Source organism: Geodermatophilus sp. SYSU D00697, assembly GCF_054050175.1.
Window position 1 is genome coordinate 21,609 of sequence record NZ_JBJGYV010000010.1, and the last position, 19,488, is coordinate 41,096.

At 73.7% G+C, this 19,488-nt stretch carries 19 protein-coding genes; all 19 read left to right on the forward strand.

Annotated features, from left to right (window positions below):
- Window positions 1–23: 23 nt before the first annotated feature.
- The 19 genes from argS (at window position 24) to ACI79C_RS10790 (ending at window position 19,488) form a co-directional block, all read left to right on the forward strand.
- Window positions 24–1,685 (forward strand): arginine--tRNA ligase, encoded by a 1,662-nt coding sequence (argS, locus tag ACI79C_RS10700; protein WP_456945633.1) that lies wholly within the window; start codon window positions 24–26, stop codon window positions 1,683–1,685.
- The gene (lysA, locus tag ACI79C_RS10705; protein WP_456945634.1) at window positions 1,682–3,175 is read left to right on the forward strand and encodes a diaminopimelate decarboxylase; all 1,494 of its coding nucleotides are present in this window, start codon (window positions 1,682–1,684) and stop codon (window positions 3,173–3,175) included. Before argS ends, lysA begins: the two co-directional genes overlap by 4 nt.
- Window positions 3,172–4,464, forward strand: a complete 1,293-nt coding sequence (locus tag ACI79C_RS10710) for a homoserine dehydrogenase (protein WP_456945635.1) — start codon at window positions 3,172–3,174, stop codon at window positions 4,462–4,464. The genes lysA and ACI79C_RS10710 overlap by 4 nt, the downstream gene beginning before the upstream one ends.
- The gene (gene thrC / locus ACI79C_RS10715) at window positions 4,461–5,546 is read left to right on the forward strand and encodes a threonine synthase (protein WP_456945636.1); all 1,086 of its coding nucleotides are present in this window, start codon (window positions 4,461–4,463) and stop codon (window positions 5,544–5,546) included. Before ACI79C_RS10710 ends, thrC begins: the two co-directional genes overlap by 4 nt.
- A 20-nt stretch (window positions 5,547–5,566) precedes the next feature.
- A complete protein-coding gene (thrB, locus tag ACI79C_RS10720) occupies window positions 5,567–6,469 on the forward strand; it encodes a homoserine kinase (RefSeq protein WP_456945637.1) in 903 nt (300 codons plus the stop codon).
- Window positions 6,470–6,712: 243 nt separating this feature from the next.
- Window positions 6,713–8,878: a transcription termination factor Rho gene (rho, locus tag ACI79C_RS10725; RefSeq protein WP_456945638.1), complete on the forward strand. Its 2,166-nt coding sequence runs from the start codon at window positions 6,713–6,715 to the stop codon at window positions 8,876–8,878.
- Window positions 8,879–9,005: 127 nt separating this feature from the next.
- The gene (gene rpmE / locus ACI79C_RS10730; RefSeq protein WP_073421697.1) at window positions 9,006–9,230 is read left to right on the forward strand and encodes a 50S ribosomal protein L31; all 225 of its coding nucleotides are present in this window, start codon (window positions 9,006–9,008) and stop codon (window positions 9,228–9,230) included.
- Between the two features lie 93 nt (window positions 9,231–9,323).
- A complete protein-coding gene (gene prfA / locus ACI79C_RS10735; protein ID WP_456945639.1) occupies window positions 9,324–10,403 on the forward strand; it encodes a peptide chain release factor 1 in 1,080 nt (359 codons plus the stop codon).
- Window positions 10,404–10,414: 11 nt separating this feature from the next.
- A complete protein-coding gene (gene prmC, locus ACI79C_RS10740) occupies window positions 10,415–11,260 on the forward strand; it encodes a peptide chain release factor N(5)-glutamine methyltransferase (protein WP_456945745.1) in 846 nt (281 codons plus the stop codon).
- Window positions 11,261–11,274: 14 nt separating this feature from the next.
- Entirely contained in the window at window positions 11,275–11,931 is a 657-nt protein-coding gene (locus ACI79C_RS10745; RefSeq protein ID WP_456945640.1) for an L-threonylcarbamoyladenylate synthase, read from the forward strand.
- Window positions 11,932–12,110: 179 nt separating this feature from the next.
- A complete protein-coding gene (locus ACI79C_RS10750; protein ID WP_456945641.1) occupies window positions 12,111–13,376 on the forward strand; it encodes a glycosyltransferase family 4 protein in 1,266 nt (421 codons plus the stop codon).
- Window positions 13,373–13,849 carry a hypothetical protein gene (locus ACI79C_RS10755; RefSeq protein ID WP_456945642.1) on the forward strand — a complete coding sequence of 159 codons (477 nt, stop codon included), beginning with the start codon at window positions 13,373–13,375 and terminating at the stop codon, window positions 13,847–13,849. Before ACI79C_RS10750 ends, ACI79C_RS10755 begins: the two co-directional genes overlap by 4 nt.
- A 119-nt stretch (window positions 13,850–13,968) precedes the next feature.
- On the forward strand, window positions 13,969–14,193 hold the full coding sequence (locus tag ACI79C_RS10760; protein ID WP_456945643.1) for a hypothetical protein: 225 nt from the start codon (window positions 13,969–13,971) through the stop codon (window positions 14,191–14,193).
- On the forward strand, window positions 14,190–15,017 hold the full coding sequence (gene atpB / locus ACI79C_RS10765) for a F0F1 ATP synthase subunit A (protein WP_456945644.1): 828 nt from the start codon (window positions 14,190–14,192) through the stop codon (window positions 15,015–15,017). The genes ACI79C_RS10760 and atpB overlap by 4 nt, the downstream gene beginning before the upstream one ends.
- Before the next feature lie 66 nt (window positions 15,018–15,083).
- Entirely contained in the window at window positions 15,084–15,323 is a 240-nt protein-coding gene (atpE, locus tag ACI79C_RS10770; RefSeq protein WP_100498270.1) for an ATP synthase F0 subunit C, read from the forward strand.
- Window positions 15,324–15,367: 44 nt separating this feature from the next.
- The gene (locus tag ACI79C_RS10775; RefSeq protein ID WP_456945645.1) at window positions 15,368–15,946 is read left to right on the forward strand and encodes a F0F1 ATP synthase subunit B; all 579 of its coding nucleotides are present in this window, start codon (window positions 15,368–15,370) and stop codon (window positions 15,944–15,946) included.
- Window positions 15,946–16,818, forward strand: a complete 873-nt coding sequence (locus ACI79C_RS10780) for a F0F1 ATP synthase subunit delta (protein WP_456945646.1) — start codon at window positions 15,946–15,948, stop codon at window positions 16,816–16,818. The genes ACI79C_RS10775 and ACI79C_RS10780 overlap by 1 nt, the downstream gene beginning before the upstream one ends.
- Before the next feature lie 55 nt (window positions 16,819–16,873).
- Complete coding sequence (gene atpA, locus ACI79C_RS10785; protein WP_456945647.1) at window positions 16,874–18,511, forward strand: F0F1 ATP synthase subunit alpha; 1,638 nt, start codon at window positions 16,874–16,876, stop codon at window positions 18,509–18,511.
- Window positions 18,512–18,513: 2 nt separating this feature from the next.
- Window positions 18,514–19,488 carry a F0F1 ATP synthase subunit gamma gene (locus ACI79C_RS10790; RefSeq protein WP_456945648.1) on the forward strand — a complete coding sequence of 325 codons (975 nt, stop codon included), beginning with the start codon at window positions 18,514–18,516 and terminating at the stop codon, window positions 19,486–19,488.

The following is a 19,488-nucleotide window of genomic DNA, read 5'->3' on the forward strand; positions in this document are numbered from 1 at the left end:
TCGGCGGTCAGTACGCTCGTGCGGTGACACCGGAGCAGTTGCGCGACGTCGTCCGGACCGCCGTGGCCGCCGCCGTCGACCGCGGCGCGCTGCCCGTCGCGGTCCCCGAGGAGGTGCTCGTCGAGCGCCCCAAGAACCCCGAGCACGGCGACTACGCCACCAACGTCGCCCTCCGCCTGGCCAAGCCGGCCGGGAAGCCGCCGCGGGCGGTCGCCGAGGTGCTGGCCGAGGAGCTGCGCGCGCAGCCGGGCATCGCCGCCGTCGACGTCGCCGGTCCCGGCTTCCTCAACATCACCCTCGCGCAGGGCGCGCTCGGGCGCATCGCCGTCGAGGCGGTCACCGCGGGGGAGGGGTACGGGCGGACCGGCACCCTCACCGGGCAGCGGCTGAACCTGGAGTTCGTCTCGGCCAACCCGACCGGGCCGGTGCACATCGGCGGCAGCCGGTGGGCCGCGGTCGGCGACGCGATCGGCCGGCTGCTGGAGGCCAGCGGCGCGGACGTGACGCGCGAGTACTACATCAACGACGCCGGCGCGCAGATCGACCGCTTCGCGCGGAGCCTGCAGGCCGCGGCGAAGGGGGAGCAGGTCCCGGAGGACGGCTACGGCGGCACCTACATCGCCGACATCGCCGCCCAGGTCCAGGCCGTCGAGCCCGACGTCCTGGGCCGGGACGACACCGAGCAGGTGCGGGTGTTCCGGGAGCGCGGGGTCGCGCTGATGCTCGACGAGATCCGCCGGTCGATGGAGGACTTCGGGGTCGCCTTCGACGTCTGGTTCAGCGAGGCGTCGCTGTACGGCTCCGGCGCGGTGGAGAAGGCGCTGGCCCGCCTGCGGGAGCAGGGGCACGTCTACGAGGCCGACGGCGCCGTCTGGCTGCGGACCACCGACTTCGGCGACGACAAGGACCGCGTGCTGGTCAAGGCCGACGGCGAGACGACGTACTTCGCCTCCGACTGCGCCTACTACCTGGACAAGCGGGCCCGCGGCTTCGACCGGGTCGTGATCATGCTGGGCGCCGACCACTCCGGCTACGTCGGCCGGTACAAGGCGCTGGTGGCCGCGGCCGGGGACGACCCCGACAGCCACCTCGAGATCCTCATCGGCCAGCTGGTCAACCTGCTCCGCGGCGGGGAGCCGGTCCGGATGAGCAAGCGGGCCGGCACGATCGTGCTGCTCTCCGACCTGGTCGACGCGATCGGCGTGGACGCCGCCCGGTACGCGCTGGCGCGCGCCTCGGTCGACCAGCAGATCGACATCGACGTCGACCTCTGGAGCCGGCAGACCAACGACAACCCGGTCTTCTACGTCCAGTACGCCCACGCCCGCATCTCCTCGGTGCTGCGCAACGCCGCCGACCTCGGCCTGGTGCTCGGCGAGGCCGGGGACGTCGACGCCGCGCAGCTGGGCCACGAGCGGGAGAACGACCTGCTCCGGGCGATCGGGGAGTTCCCGCGGGTGCTGACCTCGGCCGCCGAGCTGCGCGCGCCGCACCGGGTGGCGCGCTACCTCGAGGAGCTGGCCGGCACCTACCACCGCTTCTACGACACCTGCCGGGTGCTGCCCCGCGGCGACGAGGAGCCGACCGCGCTGACCACCGCCCGGCTGTGGCTGTGTGCCGCGACCGCCGTCGTCCTCCGCAACGGCCTGGGCGTGCTGGGCGTGAGCGCCCCGGAGCGGATGTGAGGGCGCACCCCGCGGGGCCGCTGCACGGCAACGTCACCCCGCCGCCGGCGGCCGGGCCGCCCCCGGCCGACCTGGGCACGCTCGACGAGCGCGTGTGGCCGCGCTCGGCGACCCGGGTCGACGGCGAGCTGCACCTGGGGGGCCGGCCGGTGACCGAGCTGGCCCGCGCGCACGGGACCCCGCTGTTCGTCCTCGACGAGGCCGACTTCCGCGGTCGCGCCGCCGACTTCGCCGCCGCGTTCGACGGCGCCGACGTCCACTACGCCTCCAAGGCCTTCCTGTGCGGGCAGGTGGCGCGCTGGATCGCCGAGGACGACCTGCACCTGGACGCCTGCTCGGGCAACGAGCTCGCCGTCGCGCTGGCCGCGGGGTTCCCGGCCGAGCGGATCGCCCTGCACGGCAACAACAAGTCGCTGGTCGAGCTGCGGCTGGCCGTCGACGCCGGCATCGGGCACGTCGTCCTGGACTCCTTCGACGAGATCGAGCGGCTGGTGCCCCTGGCGTCGGCGCGGGTCGCGGCCGGTGGCGCGCCGGTCCCGGTGCTCATCCGCGCCACCGTCGGCATCGAGGCGCACACCCACGAGTTCATCGCCACCGCCCACGAGGACCAGAAGTTCGGCTTCTCGCTGGCCACCGGCGACGCGCTGACCGCGGCGGTGCGGGTGATCCGGGAGCCGGCGCTGCGCCTGACCGGGATGCACAGCCACATCGGCTCGCAGATCTTCGACACGGCCGGCTTCGAGGCCGCCGCGCACCGCGTGGTCGGGCTCATGGGTCAGGTGCACCAGGCGACCGGGCAGGTGCTCGAGGAGCTCAACCTCGGCGGCGGGTTCGGCATCGCCTACCTCGCCGAGGACGACCCGGTCAGCCCCGCCGACGTCGCCCGGCGGCTGCGCGCGGTGGTCGAGGCCGAGTGCGCGATGGCGCAGCTCCCCGTGCCGCGGCTGGCCGTGGAGCCCGGCCGGGCGATCGCCGGGCCCGGCACGGTCACCCTCTACGAGATCGGCACCATCAAGCCGGTCCGACTCGGCGCGAGCGGCACCCCCGGGGCGCCGATGGTGCGCAACTACGTCTCCGTCGACGGCGGGATGAGCGACAACATCCGCACGGCGCTCTACGACGCCGCCTACACCTGCGTGCTGGCCAACCGCGTGTCCGACGCCCCGCCGGCGCTGTGCCGCGTCGTCGGCAAGCACTGCGAGAGCGGCGACGTCCTGGTGCGGGACCTGTGGCTGCCCTCGGACGTGCAGCCCGGCGACCTGCTCGCGGTCGCGGCGACCGGCGCCTACTGCTGGTCGATGGCGAGCAACTACAACTACCTGCTCAAGCCGCCGGTGGTGGCCGTGCGGGACGGCATCGCCACGGAGATCGTGCGGCGTCAGACACTGTCGGACGTGTTCGCCCTCGACGCCGTCCTCGCCGACGTGCCCGCCCCCTCGCCGGCGATCGACCAGCCCGCGCCCGAGAACCCCGTGGGAGCCACCTCGTGACGACGCCGCTGAAGGTCGCCCTGCTCGGCTGCGGCACGGTCGGCAGCGCGGTGCTGCGCCTGCTCGGTGAGCAGTCCGGCGACCTCGCCGCCCGGATCGGCCGGCCGGTCGAGGTGGCGGGGGTGGCCGTCCGCCGCCCCGACCGGCATCCCGACGTCCCGGCGCACCTGCTGACCACCGACGCGCACGGACTGGTGACCCGGCCCGACGTCGACATCGTCGTCGAGGTCATCGGCGGGATCGAGCCGGTGCGCTCGCTGCTGCTGGCCGCCTTCGAGGCGGGCAAGTCGGTCGTCAGCGCCAACAAGGCGCTGCTGGCCGACGACGGCACCGAGCTGCACGCGGCCGCCGCCAAGGCCGGCGTCGACCTGTACTACGAGGCGGCGGTGGCCGGGGCGATCCCGCTGCTGCGCCCGCTGCGCGAGTCGCTGGCCGGCGACCAGCTGCGCCGGGTGGTCGGCATCGTCAACGGGACGACGAACTACATCCTGTCCCGCATGGCCGAGACCGGGCACGGGTTCACCGAGGCGCTGGCCGAGGCGACCGAGCTGGGCTACGCCGAGGCCGACCCGACCGCGGACGTCGACGGCTTCGACGCCGCCGCCAAGGCCGCGATCCTCGCCTCGCTGGCCTTCCACACCGAGGTCACCGCCGGCGACGTCCACCGCGAGGGGATCAGCACGGTCACCGCGACCGACGTCGCCCGCGCCGCCGAGATCGGCTGCACGGTCAAGTTGCTCGCGATCTGCGAGCGGGTCCCGGGCGAGGGCGGGGACTCCGTCGCCGTCCGCGTGCACCCGGCGATGATCCCGACGACGCACCCGCTGGCCGCCGTCGGCGGGGCGTTCAACGCCGTCTTCGTCGAGGCCGAGGCCGCCGGGCAGGTGATGTTCTACGGCCAGGGGGCCGGCGGCGACGCCACCGCCAGCGCCGTCCTCGGCGACCTGGTGGCCGTGGCGCGCAACCGGGTGTCCGGCGTCGCCGGTCCCGGCGTCACCACCTACGCGGGCCTGCCCGCCCGGCCGATCGCCGAGACGCCGACCCGGTACCACGTCAGCCTCGACGTGGCGGACAAGCCCGGCGTGCTGGCGACGGTCGCGCAGGAGTTCGCGCGGCACGGGGTCAGCATCGCCACCGTGCGGCAGGACGGGCACGGGGACGCCGCGACGCTGGTCATCGTCACCCACAGCGCCCCCGACGCCGCGCTGTCGGCGACGGTCACCGCGCTGCGGGAGATGCCGGCCGTCCGCGCCGTGACCAGCATCCTGCGTGTGGAGGGACTGTCATGACGACGCAGCTGCCCGTGCGCGGCACCGTCTCGCCGCTGTGGCCGGGGCTCATCGAGGCCTACCGGTCGCGGCTGCCGGTCAGCGACAGCACGCCCGTGGTGACCCTGCAGGAGGGGGCGACCCCGCTGGTGCCGGCCGCGGAGCTCTCCCGCCGCACCGGCTGCGAGGTCTACCTCAAGGTCGAGGGCGCCAACCCGACCGGGTCGTTCAAGGACCGCGGGATGACGATGGCCATCACCAAGGCCGTCGAGGAGGGGTCGCAGGCGGTCATCTGCGCCTCCACCGGGAACACCAGCGCCAGCGCCGCCGCCTACGCCGCCCGGGCCGGCCTCGTCTGCGCCGTCCTCGTGCCGCAGGGCAAGATCGCGCTGGGCAAGCTGGCCCAGGCGCTGGTGCACGGGGCCAAGCTGCTGCAGGTCGACGGCAACTTCGACGACTGCCTGGCGCTGGCCAGCAAGCTCGCGATCGACTACCCGGTCAGCCTGGTCAACAGCGTCAACCAGTTCCGCATCGAGGGACAGAAGACCGCCTCGTTCGAGATCGTCGACGTCCTCGGCGACGCCCCCGACATCCACTGCCTGCCCGTGGGCAACGCCGGCAACATCACCGCCTACTGGCAGGGCTACCGGGAGTACGCCGCCGACGGGACGGCGTCCCGGACACCGCGGATGTGGGGCTTCCAGGCCGCGGGCGCCGCGCCGATCGTCAGCGGGCAGGTCGTCGAGAACCCGCAGACCATCGCCACGGCGATCCGGATCGGCAACCCCGCGTCCTGGACCAAGGCGCTGGCCGCCCGGGACGAGTCGGGCGGGCGCATCGACGCGGTCACCGACCGGGAGATCCTCGCCGCCTACCGGCTGCTGGCCCGCAGCGAGGCGGTCTTCGTCGAGCCCGCCTCGGCCGCCTCGGTGGCCGGCCTGCTCAAGGTGGCGCAGGCCGGGGAGCTGGAGTCCGGGCAGCGGGTGGTCTGCACCGTCACCGGCAACGGCCTCAAGGACCCGGAGTGGGCCATCTCCGGCGCCCCGGCTCCCGTGACCGTCCCCGTCGACGCCGCCGTGGCCGCCGCGCAGCTGGGCCTGTGACCCCGCCGCAGGGAGATGCGGTGCAGGTCCGCGTCCCGGCGACCAGCGCCAACCTCGGTCCGGCCTTCGACTGCGCCGGCCTGGCCCTCACCCGTCACGACGTGGTCGGGTTCGCCGTCGCCCCCACCGGGCTCGAGGTCTCCGTGACGGGCGAGGGCGCGCACGACCTGCCGCTCGACGAGTCCCACCTGGTGGTGCGGGCCTTCCGGGCCGCCTGTGACGAGCTCGGCTGGACCCCGCCGGGGTTGCGGGTCCTCGCGCGCAACGGCATCCCGCAGGGTCGGGGGATGGGCTCCTCCGCGGCGGCGGTGGTGGCCGGGGTGCTGGGCGCGTGGGCGCTGTGCCCAGAGGTCGAGGCGGTCGACGACGCCGTCGTGCTCCGGCTGGCCACCGCGCTGGAGGGGCACCCCGACAACGTCGCCGCCTGCCTGCTGGGCGGGGCGACGCTGTCCTGGATGGAGAGCACCGGCGCGCGTGCCGAGCGGCTCGACGTGCACCCCGACGTCGTCCCGGTGCTGTTCGTCCCCGACGAGACCCTGTCGACGCACGTCGCGCGCGGGCTGCTGCCCGACGCCGTCCCGCACGCCGACGCCGCGTCCAACGCCGGCCGTGCCGCGCTGCTGGTCCACGCGCTCACGACCGCGCCGGCACTGCTGCTGGCGGCGACCGAGGACCGGCTCCACCAGCGGCAGCGGGCCTCGGCGATGCCTGCGTCCCTCGACCTGGTCGACCGGCTCCGGGCCGCCGGCCACGCCGCGGTCGTCTCCGGGGCCGGGCCGACCGTCCTCGTGCTCGCGGGAGGCGCGGCTGCCGGTGCGGACGTGTCCCATCTCACCCCGACGGGGTGGACCGTGCTGCCGCTCGACGTCGACCGGACCGGTGCCTGCGTGCTCGCAGGTCAGCGTCAGGTATCGTCTCGGTAACGAGGAACACACCCGTGTCGGACGGTGTTGTCGTGTCCGTGAGCGCGGTTTAGGCTCACGACGTAGCCGCCCAGTAGGGCGAGCCTCGCGCGGGGCGATGCAGACGATGTTCCGTCGCCGCAGATACCGCCTCGCACCCACTCGATCCCGTTCTTCTCGCTGCCCTGGACAGGTCAGTAGGGAGGGGAACCGGGTCACCCCCTGCGCTGCTAGGCGCAGGTCTCCGCAGGGAAGGACCTGTACGTGAGCGAGACCACCGACCTCGTCACCCCGCAGAGTGCGGGTACCGACGAGGCACCTGCCGCTTCTGGGACGACGGGCCGGACCCGTCGCCGCGGCAGCGGGCTGTCCGGCATGCTGCTGCCCGAACTGCAGCGGCTGGCGGCCGAGCTCGGCATCTCCGGCACCGGCCGGATGCGCAAGGGCGACCTGGTCGCCGCCATCTCCGCCCGTCAGGTGGGTGGTGAGGGCGCCAGCGGCGCGCCCGCCACCGAGGACACCGGCACGACGGCCGGCATCCCGACCGCACGGAGCGCCGACAGCGCCCGCGGCGTCGCGGCCACGGCCGCACCCCTCGAGGCCCCGGTCAGCGGCGGCGCGAACGGCGGTCCGGTCACCGCACCGGCGGAGGGCACCGCCGAGGCCGCGCCGCGGCGCCGTCGCGCGGCGAGCCGTCCCGCGGGCGCACCGGCGGCCGAGACGGCCGCCCCGTCCGCCGCGGCCACCACCGCCACCCCCGACGTCCGCGCCGAGGCGCCCGCCGGCGACACGGCCGCGGCTCCGGCTCCCGAGAAGACCGACGACGACCGCACCGACGGCGACCGCCCGCAGCGCAACCGCGAGCGCAGCGGCCGCAACCGCGGCGACCGCACCGAGCGGGACGGTGACCGGGCCGAGCGCGGCCCCCGCGAGGAGCGGGGCGACCGGGCCGAGCGTGGCCCCCGCGACGGTGACCGGGCCGAGCGCGGCCCCCGCGAGGAGCGGGGCGACCGGGCCGAGCGTGGCCCCCGCGACGGTGACCGGGCCGAGCGCGGCAGCCGTGACGGCAACCGCGGCCCCGAGCGCGGTGAGCGCGGAGGCCGGCCGGACAACCGCAACGACAACCGGGGCAGCGGTCGCGACGACCGTGGCGCCGACGCCCGCAACGACGAGGACGACGACGACTTCGAGGGTGGCCGCGGCCGCCGCGGTCGTCGCTACCGGGACCGCAACCGCCGGGGCAACAACGGCCGGGAGCGGTTCGACCAGGGCGAGCCCACCATCAGCGAGGACGACGTCCTGCTGCCGGTGGCCGGGATCCTCGACGTCCTCGACAACTACGCGTTCGTCCGGACGTCGGGCTACCTGACCGGCCCGAACGACGTCTACGTGTCCCTCTCGCAGGTGCGCCGCTACGGCCTGCGTCGCGGTGACGCCATCACCGGTGCCGTCCGGCAGCCGCGCGACGGCGAGCGCAAGGACAAGTACAACGCGCTGGTGCGGCTCGACACCGTCAACGGTCTCGACCCCGAGCAGGCGCGGCAGCGTCCGGAGTTCACCAAGCTGACCCCGCTCTACCCGCAGGAGCGGCTGCGGCTGGAGACCGACTCGCACCAGCTGACCACCCGCGTCATCGACCTGGTCATGCCGATCGGCAAGGGGCAGCGCGCGCTGATCGTGAGCCCGCCCAAGGCCGGCAAGACGATGGTGCTGCAGTCGATCGCCAACGCGATCACGACGAACAACCCCGAGTGCCACCTCATGGTCGTCCTCGTCGACGAGCGGCCCGAGGAGGTCACCGACATGCAGCGCTCGGTGAAGGGCGAGGTCATCGCCTCGACCTTCGACCGGCCGCCGTCGGACCACACCACGGTCGCCGAGCTGTCCATCGAGCGGGCCAAGCGCCTGGTCGAGATGGGCCACGACGTCGTCGTCCTGCTGGACTCGATCACCCGCCTGGGCCGCGCCTACAACCTGGCGGCCCCCGCCAGCGGGCGCATCCTCTCCGGTGGTGTCGACTCCACGGCGCTCTACCCGCCCAAGCGCTTCCTCGGCGCCGCCCGCAACATCGAGAACGGCGGCTCGCTGACCATCATCGCCTCGGCGCTGGTGGAGACCGGGTCCACGATGGACACGGTCATCTTCGAGGAGTTCAAGGGCACCGGTAACGCGGAGATCAAGCTGGACCGCCGCCTGGCGGACAAGCGGGTCTTCCCGGCCGTCGACGTCAACGCGTCGGGCACGCGCAAGGAGGAGATCCTCATGTCGCCCGACGAGCTGGCCATCGTCATCAAGCTGCGCCGGGTGCTCGCCGCGCTGGAGCCCCAGCAGGCCCTGGAGCTGCTGCTCGACAAGCTGCGCAAGACGCGCAACAACATCGAGTTCCTCATGCAGATCCAGAAGACGACGCTCGGCCCCGAGCGCGACTGACCACCGCTGCAGCGGGGTCCGGCCGTCTGGGACACTGGACCGCCGAGCCCCGCTGCGCGCCCGGAATGACCGGCCGGCCGCCGGCGTTCAGCCAGACAGCACCGACGTCCCCGGAAGAGGCAGCATCATGAAGCCCGGCATCCACCCCGACTACCACACCACCACGGTGACCTGTGGTTGCGGGAACACCTTCACCACCCGCAGCACCGCCCCCGGCGGCACGCTCACCGTGGAGACCTGCTCCGCGTGCCACCCGTTCTACACGGGCAAGCAGCGGATCCTCGACACCGGCGGCCGCGTGGCCCGCTTCGAGAAGCGCTTCGGCAAGCGCGGCGCGAACGCCGAGAAGTAGCACCCCCGACGGCGCCCGTCCCACCTCGCGTGGGACGGGCGCCGTCGTCGTGTCCGCCCCCGCGCCCACCCCCACCGACAGAGGTGACCTTCGTTGAGCAGCCCCACCGAGGCCGCGCCCGACCGGGTGACCGGGCTGCTGGCCGAGCACGCGGCCCTGGAGCAGGAGCTGGCCGACCCGGCCGTCCACGCCGACGCGGCCCGCGCCCGGCGGCTGGGCCGCCGCTACGCGCAGCTCGCGCCCGTCGTGGAGACCAAGCGAGCCCTGGACGCCGCGCACGACGACCTGGCCGCCGCCCGGGAGCTGGCCGCTGAGGACCCGTCCTTCCGGGAGGAGGCCCGGGCGCTCGAGCAGCGCGTCCCGGAGTTGGAGGAGCGGCTGCGCGAGCTGCTGCTGCCCAAGGACCCCGACGACGACAAGGACGTGATCCTCGAGGTCAAGGCGGGGGAGGGGGGCGCGGAGTCCGCCCTGTTCGCCGGCGACCTGCTGCGCATGTACCTGCGCTACGCCGAGCGGCGCGGCTGGTCGGCCGAGGTCATCGATGCGGTCGAGGCCGACCTCGGCGGCTACAAGGACGTCTCGGTGGCCATCAAGTCGCGCGGGGACGAGGGCATCTGGTCGCGGCTGAAGTTCGAGGGCGGCGTGCACCGCGTCCAGCGGGTGCCGGTCACCGAGAGCCAGGGGCGCATCCACACCTCCGCCGCCGGGGTCCTCGTGCTCCCCGAGGCCGAGGAGGTCGACGTCACCGTCGACCCGAACGACCTGCGCATCGACGTCTTCCGGTCCAGCGGCCCCGGCGGGCAGAGCGTGAACACCACCGACTCCGCCGTCCGGATCACCCACCTGCCCACCGGCATCGTGGTCAGCTGCCAGAACGAGAAGAGCCAGCTGCAGAACCGGGAGTCCGCGCTGCGGATCCTGCGCTCGCGGCTGCTCGCCGCCGCCCGCGAGGAGGCCGCCGCCGCGGCCAGCGACCAGCGGCGCAGCCAGGTGCGCACCGTGGACCGCAGCGAGCGGGTGCGCACCTACAACTTCCCGGAGAACCGGATCAGCGACCACCGGGTGGGGTTCAAGGCGCACAACCTCGACCAGGTGCTCGACGGCGAGCTCGACCCGGTCATCGACGCCCTCACCCGCGCGCACACCGCCGAGCTCCTGGCAGCCGGGTCCTGAACGCGCGCGGGCTGCTCGCCGATGCGGTACGCCGGCTCTCCGACGCGGGCGTCGAGTCCCCGCGCGTGGACGCCGAGCTGCTCTTGGCGCACGTGCTCGGCGTCTCCCGCACGGGCCTGCTGACCCTGGGCGACGTCCCCGGTGACGCGGCCGACCGGTTCGCGGGGCTGCTCGACCAGCGGGCCGGCCGGGTGCCGCTGCAGCACCTCACCGGGCGTGCACCGTTCCGGCACCTGGAGCTCGCCGTCGGCCCGGGGGTGTTCGTGCCCCGCCCGGAGACCGAGCTCCTCGTGGAGTGGGTGCTGGGCCGCCTCGCCGGCATCCCGGAGCCCGTCGTGGTCGACCTCGGCAGCGGATCGGGCGCCATCGCGCTGTCGATCGCGCACGAGCACCCCGGCGCCCGCGTCACCGCCGTCGAGCGGGACGCCGGAGCGATCGAGTGGACCCGCCACAACGCCGCCGAGCGGGCCGCCGCGGGGGACACCCCGGTGGAGGTGCTGTCCGGCGACATGACCGACCCGCGGCTGCTGACCGCCCTCGACGGCGCCGTGGACGTCGTCGTCTCCAACCCGCCGTACGTGCCCGACGGCGCCCGGGTGCCGCGCGAGGTCGCCGACCACGACCCGCCGCTGGCCCTGTGGGGCGGCCCGGACGGGCTGGACGTCGTCCGCGGCCTGGTGCGGACCGCCGCCCGGCTGCTGCGTCCCGGAGGAGCGCTGGGCATCGAGCACGCCGACCAGCAGGGCGGCGCGCTGCCGGCGCTCGTGCGGGCGCACGGGGACTTCACCGACGTGGCCGACCACGCCGACCTGGCCGGCCGCCCCCGGTACACCACCGCCCGGCGGCGGTCGGGGTGACAGACTCCGGTCCCGTGGCCCCATCTCCGACCCCGGCGACCTACGACTGCACCGACCCCGAGGCCCGGACCGCCGGGCTGGACGCCGCGGTGACGGCGATCGGCGCCGGTGAGCTGGTGCTGCTGCCCACCGACACCGTCTACGGCGTCGCCGCCGACGCGTTCACCCCCGCGGCGGTCACCCGGTTGCTCGCGGCGAAGAACCGCGGCCGCACCATGCCCGTGCCCGTGCTCATCGGGGAGGCCTCCACCCTGGCCGGCCTGGCGACCAGCGTGCCGCCGGTGGCCACGCGGCTGGCCGAGGCGTTCTGGCCCGGCGGCCTGACCCTGGTGGTCGAGCACGCGGCCTCGCTGGCCTGGGACCTGGGGGACGCCGAGGGCACCGTCGCCGTCCGGCTGCCCGACGACGACGTCGCCCGCGACCTGCTGCGCCGCACGGGACCGCTGGCCGTGTCCAGCGCCAACCGCTCGGGCCGGCCGGCCGCCACGACCGCCGAGCAGGCGATCACCCAGCTGGGGATGCACGCGGCGGTGGTCCTCGACGACGGGCCGCGGAACTCCTCGGCGGCCAGCACGATCGTCGACTGCACCGGCCCCACCCCCCGGGTCCTGCGCATCGGCGCGATCCCCGTCGACCGCCTCCGCGAGGTCGTGCCCGAGCTCACCGACTGAGGGCCCGGGGGAGCGGGGAGCCCGCGCCGTCGGGGTGGACGCCCGTCGGGAGCGCTACCGTGGGAGGACCCTCCGTCGCCGATCCCGCCGGGAGCACTGCCGCCATGAGCACCCCCTCCTGGGCCACCGGCCGGGTGGCGGGCCGTGCAGCCGGGACTCCTCCCGGCCCCGGCTGACCGATGCGCGAGTACGTCGTCGTCCTGCTCACCGCCGGGCTGGTCACCTTCCTCGCCACCCCGGTGGTGCGCATGGTGGCGGTCCGGCTGCGCATGATGGCCGCCCCGCGCGAGCGGGACGTGCACGTGATCCCCACCCCCCGGGGCGGTGGGGTGGCGATGTACCTCGGCGTGGCCGCGGCGGTGCTCGTGGCGACCCGGCTGCCGGCGCTGCAACGCACCTTCGAGGACTCCCAGACCGCGGCCGTCCTGGTCGCCGGCGGGCTCATCTGCGCGCTGGGCGTCCTCGACGACAAGTTCGGTCTGGACGCGCTCACCAAGCTCACCGGCCAGATCGCGGCCGCCGGCGTGATGGTGCTGATGGGCGTCCAGCTGGCCTTCGTCTTCCTGCCGGTCGCCGACATCGGCACGCTCTCCCTCGGCCCGGACATCGGCGTCCCGCTGACCATCCTGCTGACCGTCCTCACGGTCAACGCGCTCAACTTCATCGACGGTCTCGACGGGCTGGCCGCGGGCGTCTCGGCGGTCGCGGCGCTGGCCTTCTTCGCCTACAGCTACAACCTGGGCCTGGTCGGCTACGACGAGGTCGCCAGCGCCCCGGCCCTGATCACCGCCGTGCTCGCCGGCGCCTGCCTCGGCTTCCTGCCGCACAACTTCAGCCCGGCGCGGATCTTCATGGGCGACTCGGGGTCCATGCTCGTCGGGCTGATGCTCTCGGCCGCCGCGGTCACCGCGACCGGCCGGGTCGACCCGCAGTCGTTCGACTCCGCGGCGAGCCTGCTGCCGCTCGCCCTGCCGCTGCTCGTCCCGGTCGCGGTGCTGTCCATCCCGTTCATCGACCTGGTGATGGCCGTCATCCGGCGCACCCGCCGCGGGCAGTCGCCGTTCTCGCCGGACAAGATGCACCTGCACCACCGGCTGCTGGCCATCGGCCACTCGCACCGGCGCGCGGTGATGGTCATGTACTTCTGGGCGGCGCTGCTGTCCTTCGGCGCGGTCACGCTGTCGATCACCGGGGGCACCGCCGAGCTCCTGGTCGCCATCGGCGTCCTCCTCGTGGTCGGCGTCGTCGTCGTCCTCAGCCCGCGGGCCCGCCGGGCCGCGCGGGAGGCTCGGGCCGCCGAGCTGGCCGCCCAGCGCGAGCGCAGCCGCGCCGACCACCCCACGGCGCGGGCCCTCCGCGCCACCACGAGCAGTCCCGGCCGGTCCCCGGACCAGCCCGCCGAGCCGTCCCCGCGGGCGGCGGGTGCCGGGCAGGGAGTCCGATGACCCAGACCACGTCCCAGCGCGAGATCCCCTGGGACCTCTCCTTCCTCCGGGTGGGCGGCCTGGTCACCGCCGGGCTCACCGCCGTCGCCGCCCCGCTCGCGGGCCTGCTCGGCGGTGCGGACGACGCCTATGCGGTCGTGGTCGGGGCGGTGGTGGTGACCGCCTTCTTCGCCGCGTCCGGGCTGGTCATCGCGTGGGCGGGCCGCCACGGCGACGCCTTCACCCTGCCCGCCGCGCTGGGGTCCTTCTTCGTGAAGGTCCTGGTCCTGGCCGTGGTCCTGGAGTCCCTGCCGGCCGACGGCTGGGTCGACCGGCGCACGCTGGCGTGGACGGTCATCGCCGGTGCGCTGCTGTGGAGCGTCGTGCAGCAGCGGTGGGTCTGGACCCGGCGCATCTACTACGTGCAACCCCCCGCACCGCCCTCGACCGGGGGAACGGCCACTCCGCCGGAGGGGCCCGCGACACGCGGCTGATAGTGTCCGCAGCGATGGCCGAGGACAGCTCCTCTCGCGGGGGTTCTCGACCTCGACCTGCAACGCCCACCGACCGTCAGCCCAGCGGGGCCGACATCGGCTGGGGGATCACCGGGACCATGCTCTCCGGGATCATCGTGTGGGGCGGGGTCGGGCTGCTGCTCGACCGCTGGTGGGGCACGCGCTTCGTCGCCCTGATCGGCGTACTCCTCGGCCTCACGGTGGCCATCTACCTGGTGGTCGTCAAGTACGGCGTCGTGCCCCCGGCCGAGGGGGACCGGCGCACCGGCTCCACCCGGGGCGGGCGACGCCGCCCGACCAGGACGCAGAAGGGACAACGGTGACCTCCAGCGCCCTCGCGCTCGTCGACGTGCTCGCCGCCGAAGGTGGTGAGGAAGGCGGTTTCCAGGCTCCGACCATCGCGGAGTTCTACCCGGAGCCCCTGGCCTCGTTCTCCCTCCTCGGGATCGACTTCGAGATCACCCGCATCACGATCCTCCTGTGGATCGCCACCGCGGCGATCCTCGCCCTGCTGGTCGCCACGGTGCGCAAGCCCTCGATCGTCCCCGGCAAGCTGCAGTGGCTCGGCGAGAGCGGCTACTCCCTCATCCGCGACGGCATGGCCCGCGACGTCATCGGCCCCAAGGGCCTGCCGTTCGCGCCGTTCCTGGCCTCGCTGTTCTTCTTCATCCTCGCGAACAACGCGATGAGCATCATCCCGTTCGCGCAGATCTCGCCGATGTCGAAGTTCGGGTTCCCGCTGGTCCTCGCGGTCATCGTGTGGGTGCTCTACAACTGGGTCGGCATCCGCGAGCAGGGGGCGGGCCGGTACTTCAAGGACGCCGCGATCCCGCCCGGCGTGCCGGTCGGCGCGCTGATCCTGGTCACGCCCATCGAGCTGCTCCAGGTGTTCGTGATCCGGCCCTTCACCCTGGCCGTGCGGCTCTTCGCGAACATGTTCGCCGGCCACATGCTGCTGGTCGTCTTCTCCCTGGGCGCGGTCTACCTGTTCACCGCGGGCGGCATCTTCCCCCTCTTCGGGGCCGCCTCGTTCGTCATGGCCGTGGTCATGACGTTCTTCGAGCTCCTGGTGATCGTGCTCCAGGCCTACGTCTTCACCGTGCTCACGGCGACCTACCTCAACGGCGCCGTCGAGCCCGCTCACTGACCGCACCACCCCCCAAGCCAGCCGCCCGGGAAGCCCGGGCGACCGACACAGGAGGAACCACCCCGCATGGACGTCATGGCAGAGCTCGTCGGCAGCATCGGTTCGGTCGGCTACGGCCTCGCCGCGATCGGCCCGGGTATCGGCGTCGGCATCGTCTGGGCCGCCTACATCCAGGCCACGGCCCGCCAGCCCGAGTCCGCCGGCCTCACCCGCACCTACGCCTTCCTCGGTGCGGCCCTCTCCGAGGCGCTCGCGCTGATCGGCCTGGTCGTCCCCTTCATCTTCGGGCCCGGCAACGCCGGCTGACCCGTTCCCTCCAGGTCGGACCCATCTGACATAGGGACACAGACATGAGCATCCAGGCTGCGGAGGCACACAACCCGCTGCTGCCGCCCGTCGGCGAGATCATCATCGGGCTGATCGCGTTCGCGATCGTCTTCTTCGTGTTCGCCAAGTTCGTCGCCCCGCGCTTCGAGCAGGTCTTCCGGGCCCGCCGCGAGGCGATCGAGGGCGGCATCGAGCGGGCCGAGGCGATGCAGGCGGAGGCCAAGGCGGCGCTGGACCAGTACCGCGCCCAGCTGGCCGAGGCCCGTACCGAGGCGGCGCAGATCCGCGACCAGGCCCGTGCGGAGGGGCAGCAGATCCTCGAGGAGCTGCGCGCCCAGGCCCAGCAGGAGTCCGCGCGGATCCTCGCCCGCGGCGAGGAGCAGCTGGCCGCCTCCCGGCAGCAGGTCGTCAACGAGCTGCGCGGCCACATCGGCGCGCTCGCCGTCGACCTCGCCGGCCGTGTCGTCGGGGAGTCCCTCGAGGACCAGGCCCGCCGCAGCGGCACCGTCGACCGGTTCCTCGACCAGCTCGACGGGATGGCAGCCGGGTCCCCGGACGGCCGCAGCGGCAGCTCGGTGTACGCCCCGGAGGGCAACCGCTGATGGACGCCTCCAGCCGGGCGGCGCTCGCGCAGGCGCGTGAGCGCCTGACCGAGATCTCCCAACCCGCCTCGGGCCTGGTCGAGAGGGCGCGGGACCGCCTGACCGGGCAGTCCCGCGCCGCGTCCGGCGACGAGCTCCTCGGCCTGTCCGAGGAGCTGTTCGCCGTCGCCCGCCTGCTCGACGACCAGGTGTCCCTGCGCCGGGCGCTGTCGGACCCGTCCGGCAAGCCGGCCGACCGGGCCGGCCTGGCCCGCCGGCTGCTCGGCGGCAAGGTGTCCGGGGCCACCCTCGACCTCGTGGAGACGGTGGCCCGGCAGCGCTGGTCGCGGCCGCTGGACCTGGTCGAGGCCACCGAGACCCTCGCGACCGACGCCGCCCTCGACGCCGCGGACGCCCGCGGCGAGCTGGACGGGGTGGAGGACGAGCTGTTCCGGTTCGGCCGGATCGTCGCGGCGAACCCCGAGCTGTCGCGGATCCTCACCGACCGCACCGCACCCGCCGCCGGCAAGTCCGCGCTGCTGGAGCGGCTGCTCGGCGGTCGGGTCAGCCCGATCTCCGCGCTCCTGCTGCGCAGCCACCTGACCAGCCGGCACGTCGGCAACGCCGAGAACGCCATCGAGCGGCTCTCCGAGGTGACCTCGGCCCGCCGTGGCCGGTCGGTGGCCCACGTCACCAGCGCCGTGGCGCTCACCGATGCGCAGGAGCGCAGACTGGGAGACGTGCTCAGCCGTCTCTACGGGAGGCCGATCGGGCTCCAGGTGACCGTCGACCCCGACGTCCTCGGCGGCCTGGTCATCCGCGTCGGTGACGAGGTCATCGACGGCAGCATCGCCCACCGTCTCGAGGCCGCCGGACGGCGCTTCGTCGGCTGACCCGCACCCGAGCCCCCAGACAGACACCACCCCGCAGGGAAGAGGACTCAGAGCCATGGCCGAGCTGACGATCTCCGCAGACGAGATCCGCAGTGCCATCCAGAACTACGTCACCGACTTCGCCCCGGACGTCTCCCGGGAAGAGGTCGGCATCGTCACCGAGGCCGGCGACGGCATCGCGCGCGTCGAGGGGCTGCCCTCGGTCATGACGAACGAGCTGCTCGAGTTCGAGAGCGGCGTCCGCGGCCTCGCCCTGAACCTGGACGTGCGCGAGGTCGGTGTCGTCATCCTCGGCGACTACGCCGGCATCGAGGAGGGCCAGCAGGTCCGCCGCACCGGCGAGGTCCTCTCGGTCCCGGTCGGCGACGGCTACCTCGGCCGCGTCGTCGACCCGCTGGGCAACCCGATCGACGGTGCCGGCCCGATCGCCACGACCGGCCGCCGGGCCCTGGAGCTGCAGGCCCCGACCGTGGTCCAGCGGCAGTCGGTGCACGAGCCGATGCAGACCGGCATCAAGGCCATCGACGCCATGACGCCGATCGGCCGCGGGCAGCGCCAGCTGGTCATCGGCGACCGGCAGACCGGCAAGACCGCGATCGTCACCGACACGATCATCAACCAGAAGGAAGCCTGGGCCACCGGCGACCCGAAGCAGCAGGTCCGCTGCATCTACGTCGCCGTCGGTCAGAAGGGCTCGACGATCGCCGCCATCCGCGCCGCCCTCGAGGACGCCGGCGCCATGGAGTACACGACGATCGTCGCCGCCCCGGCGTCGGAGGCCGCGGGCTTCAAGTACATCGCCCCCTACACCGGCTCGGCCATCGGCCAGCACTGGATGTACGAGGGCAAGCACGTCCTGATCGTCTTCGACGACCTGTCCAAGCAAGCCGAGGCCTACCGCGCGGTCTCCCTGCTGCTGCGTCGTCCGCCGGGCCGTGAGGCCTACCCGGGCGACGTCTTCTACCTCCACTCCCGGCTGCTGGAGCGCTGCGCCAAGCTCTCCGACGAGCTCGGTGCCGGCTCGATGACCGGCCTGCCGCTGATCGAGACCAAGGGCAACGACGTGTCGGCGTACATCCCGACCAACGTCATCTCGATCACCGACGGGCAGATCTTCCTCGAGACGGGTCTGTTCAACTCCGGTGTCCGGCCGGCCATCAACGTCGGCATCTCGGTGTCCCGCGTCGGTGGGTCGGCGCAGATCAAGGCGATGAAGTCCGTCGCCGGCCGGCTGCGGCTCGACCTGGCCCAGTACCGCGAGCTCGAGGCGTTCGCCTCGTTCTCCTCGGACCTGGACGCCTCCAGCCGGGCGACCCTCGAGCGCGGGCAGCGCCTGGTGGAGCTGCTCAAGCAGGGCCAGTACCAGCCCTACCCGGTGGAGCGCGAGGTCGTCTCCATCTGGCTGGGCACCACCGGCAAGCTCGACCGGGTGCCGGTGTCGGAGGTCCGCCGCTTCGAGGCCGAGTTCCTCGACTACGTCGGCCGGGGCAGCAACGGCATCTACGACGAGATCCGGCAGAGCAAGGCGCTCGGGGACGACGCCGTCCGCAGCCTCGAGTCCGCGGTCGAGGAGTTCTACCGCCAGTTCCAGACCTCCGAGGGCGAGAACCTGCACCTCAACGAGCCCGACGCCGAGGCGATGGACGCGTCCGAGCGCGGCCAGGAGCGCGTCCAGGTCAAGCGGAGCGCCTGACCGTGGCCGGCAACCTGCGCGCCCTGCGGCGCCGCATCCGCTCCACCCAGTCGACGAAGAAGATCTTCTCGGCGCAGGAGCTGATCGCCGGTGCCCGCATCGTCCGCGCCCAGGCCCGGGTGGAGGCCTCCAAGCCCTACGCCCGGGAGATCACCCGGGTGCTGTCGGCGCTGGCGTCCTCGGCGTCGCTGGACCACCCGCTGCTCACCGAGCGGCAGAACCCGCGCCGTGCGGCGGTCCTCGTGATCACCTCCGACCGCGGGTTCGCCGGCTCGTACAACGTCAACGTGCTCCGCCGCACCGAGGAGCTGCTCTCGCTGCTGCGTCAGGAGGGCAAGCAGCCGGTCCTCTACGTGGTGGGCCGGAAGGGGGAGACCTACTACTCCTTCCGCGACCGCGAGATGGCCGAGACCTTCACCGGTTTCTCGGAGCAGCCGAACTTCGTCGACGCCCAGCGGGTCGGTGAGGCGCTCATCGACGCCTTCACCGCCGGCGCGGACGACGACGAGTCGGGGGGTGCCGGGGCCGACGGGGTCCTGGGCGTGGACGAGTTGCACATCGTCTACACCGAGTTCCGGTCGCTGCTCTCGCAGGTCCCGGTCGCCAAGCGGATGGCCCCGCTGGAGGTCGAGGAGGTCGAGGAGTTCGACTACGAGCGGGAGGACAGGGAGCGCGGCGTCACCGGCGAGAGCGGGGTGCCGACGTCCTACGAGTTCGAGCCCTCGGCCGACGCGCTGCTCGACGCGCTCCTGCCCAAGTACGTCAACGCGCGCATCTACGCCTCGATGCTGGAGGCGGCGGCCTCGGAGTCGGCCTCCCGGCGACGGGCGATGAAGTCGGCGTCGGACAACGCCGAGGAGCTGGCGAAGAACCTGTCCCGGCAGGCCAACCAGGCCCGCCAGGCGGAGATCACCCAGGAGATCAGCGAGATCGTCGGCGGTGCCGACGCGCTCGTGTCGGCCGGCGCCGACGACTGA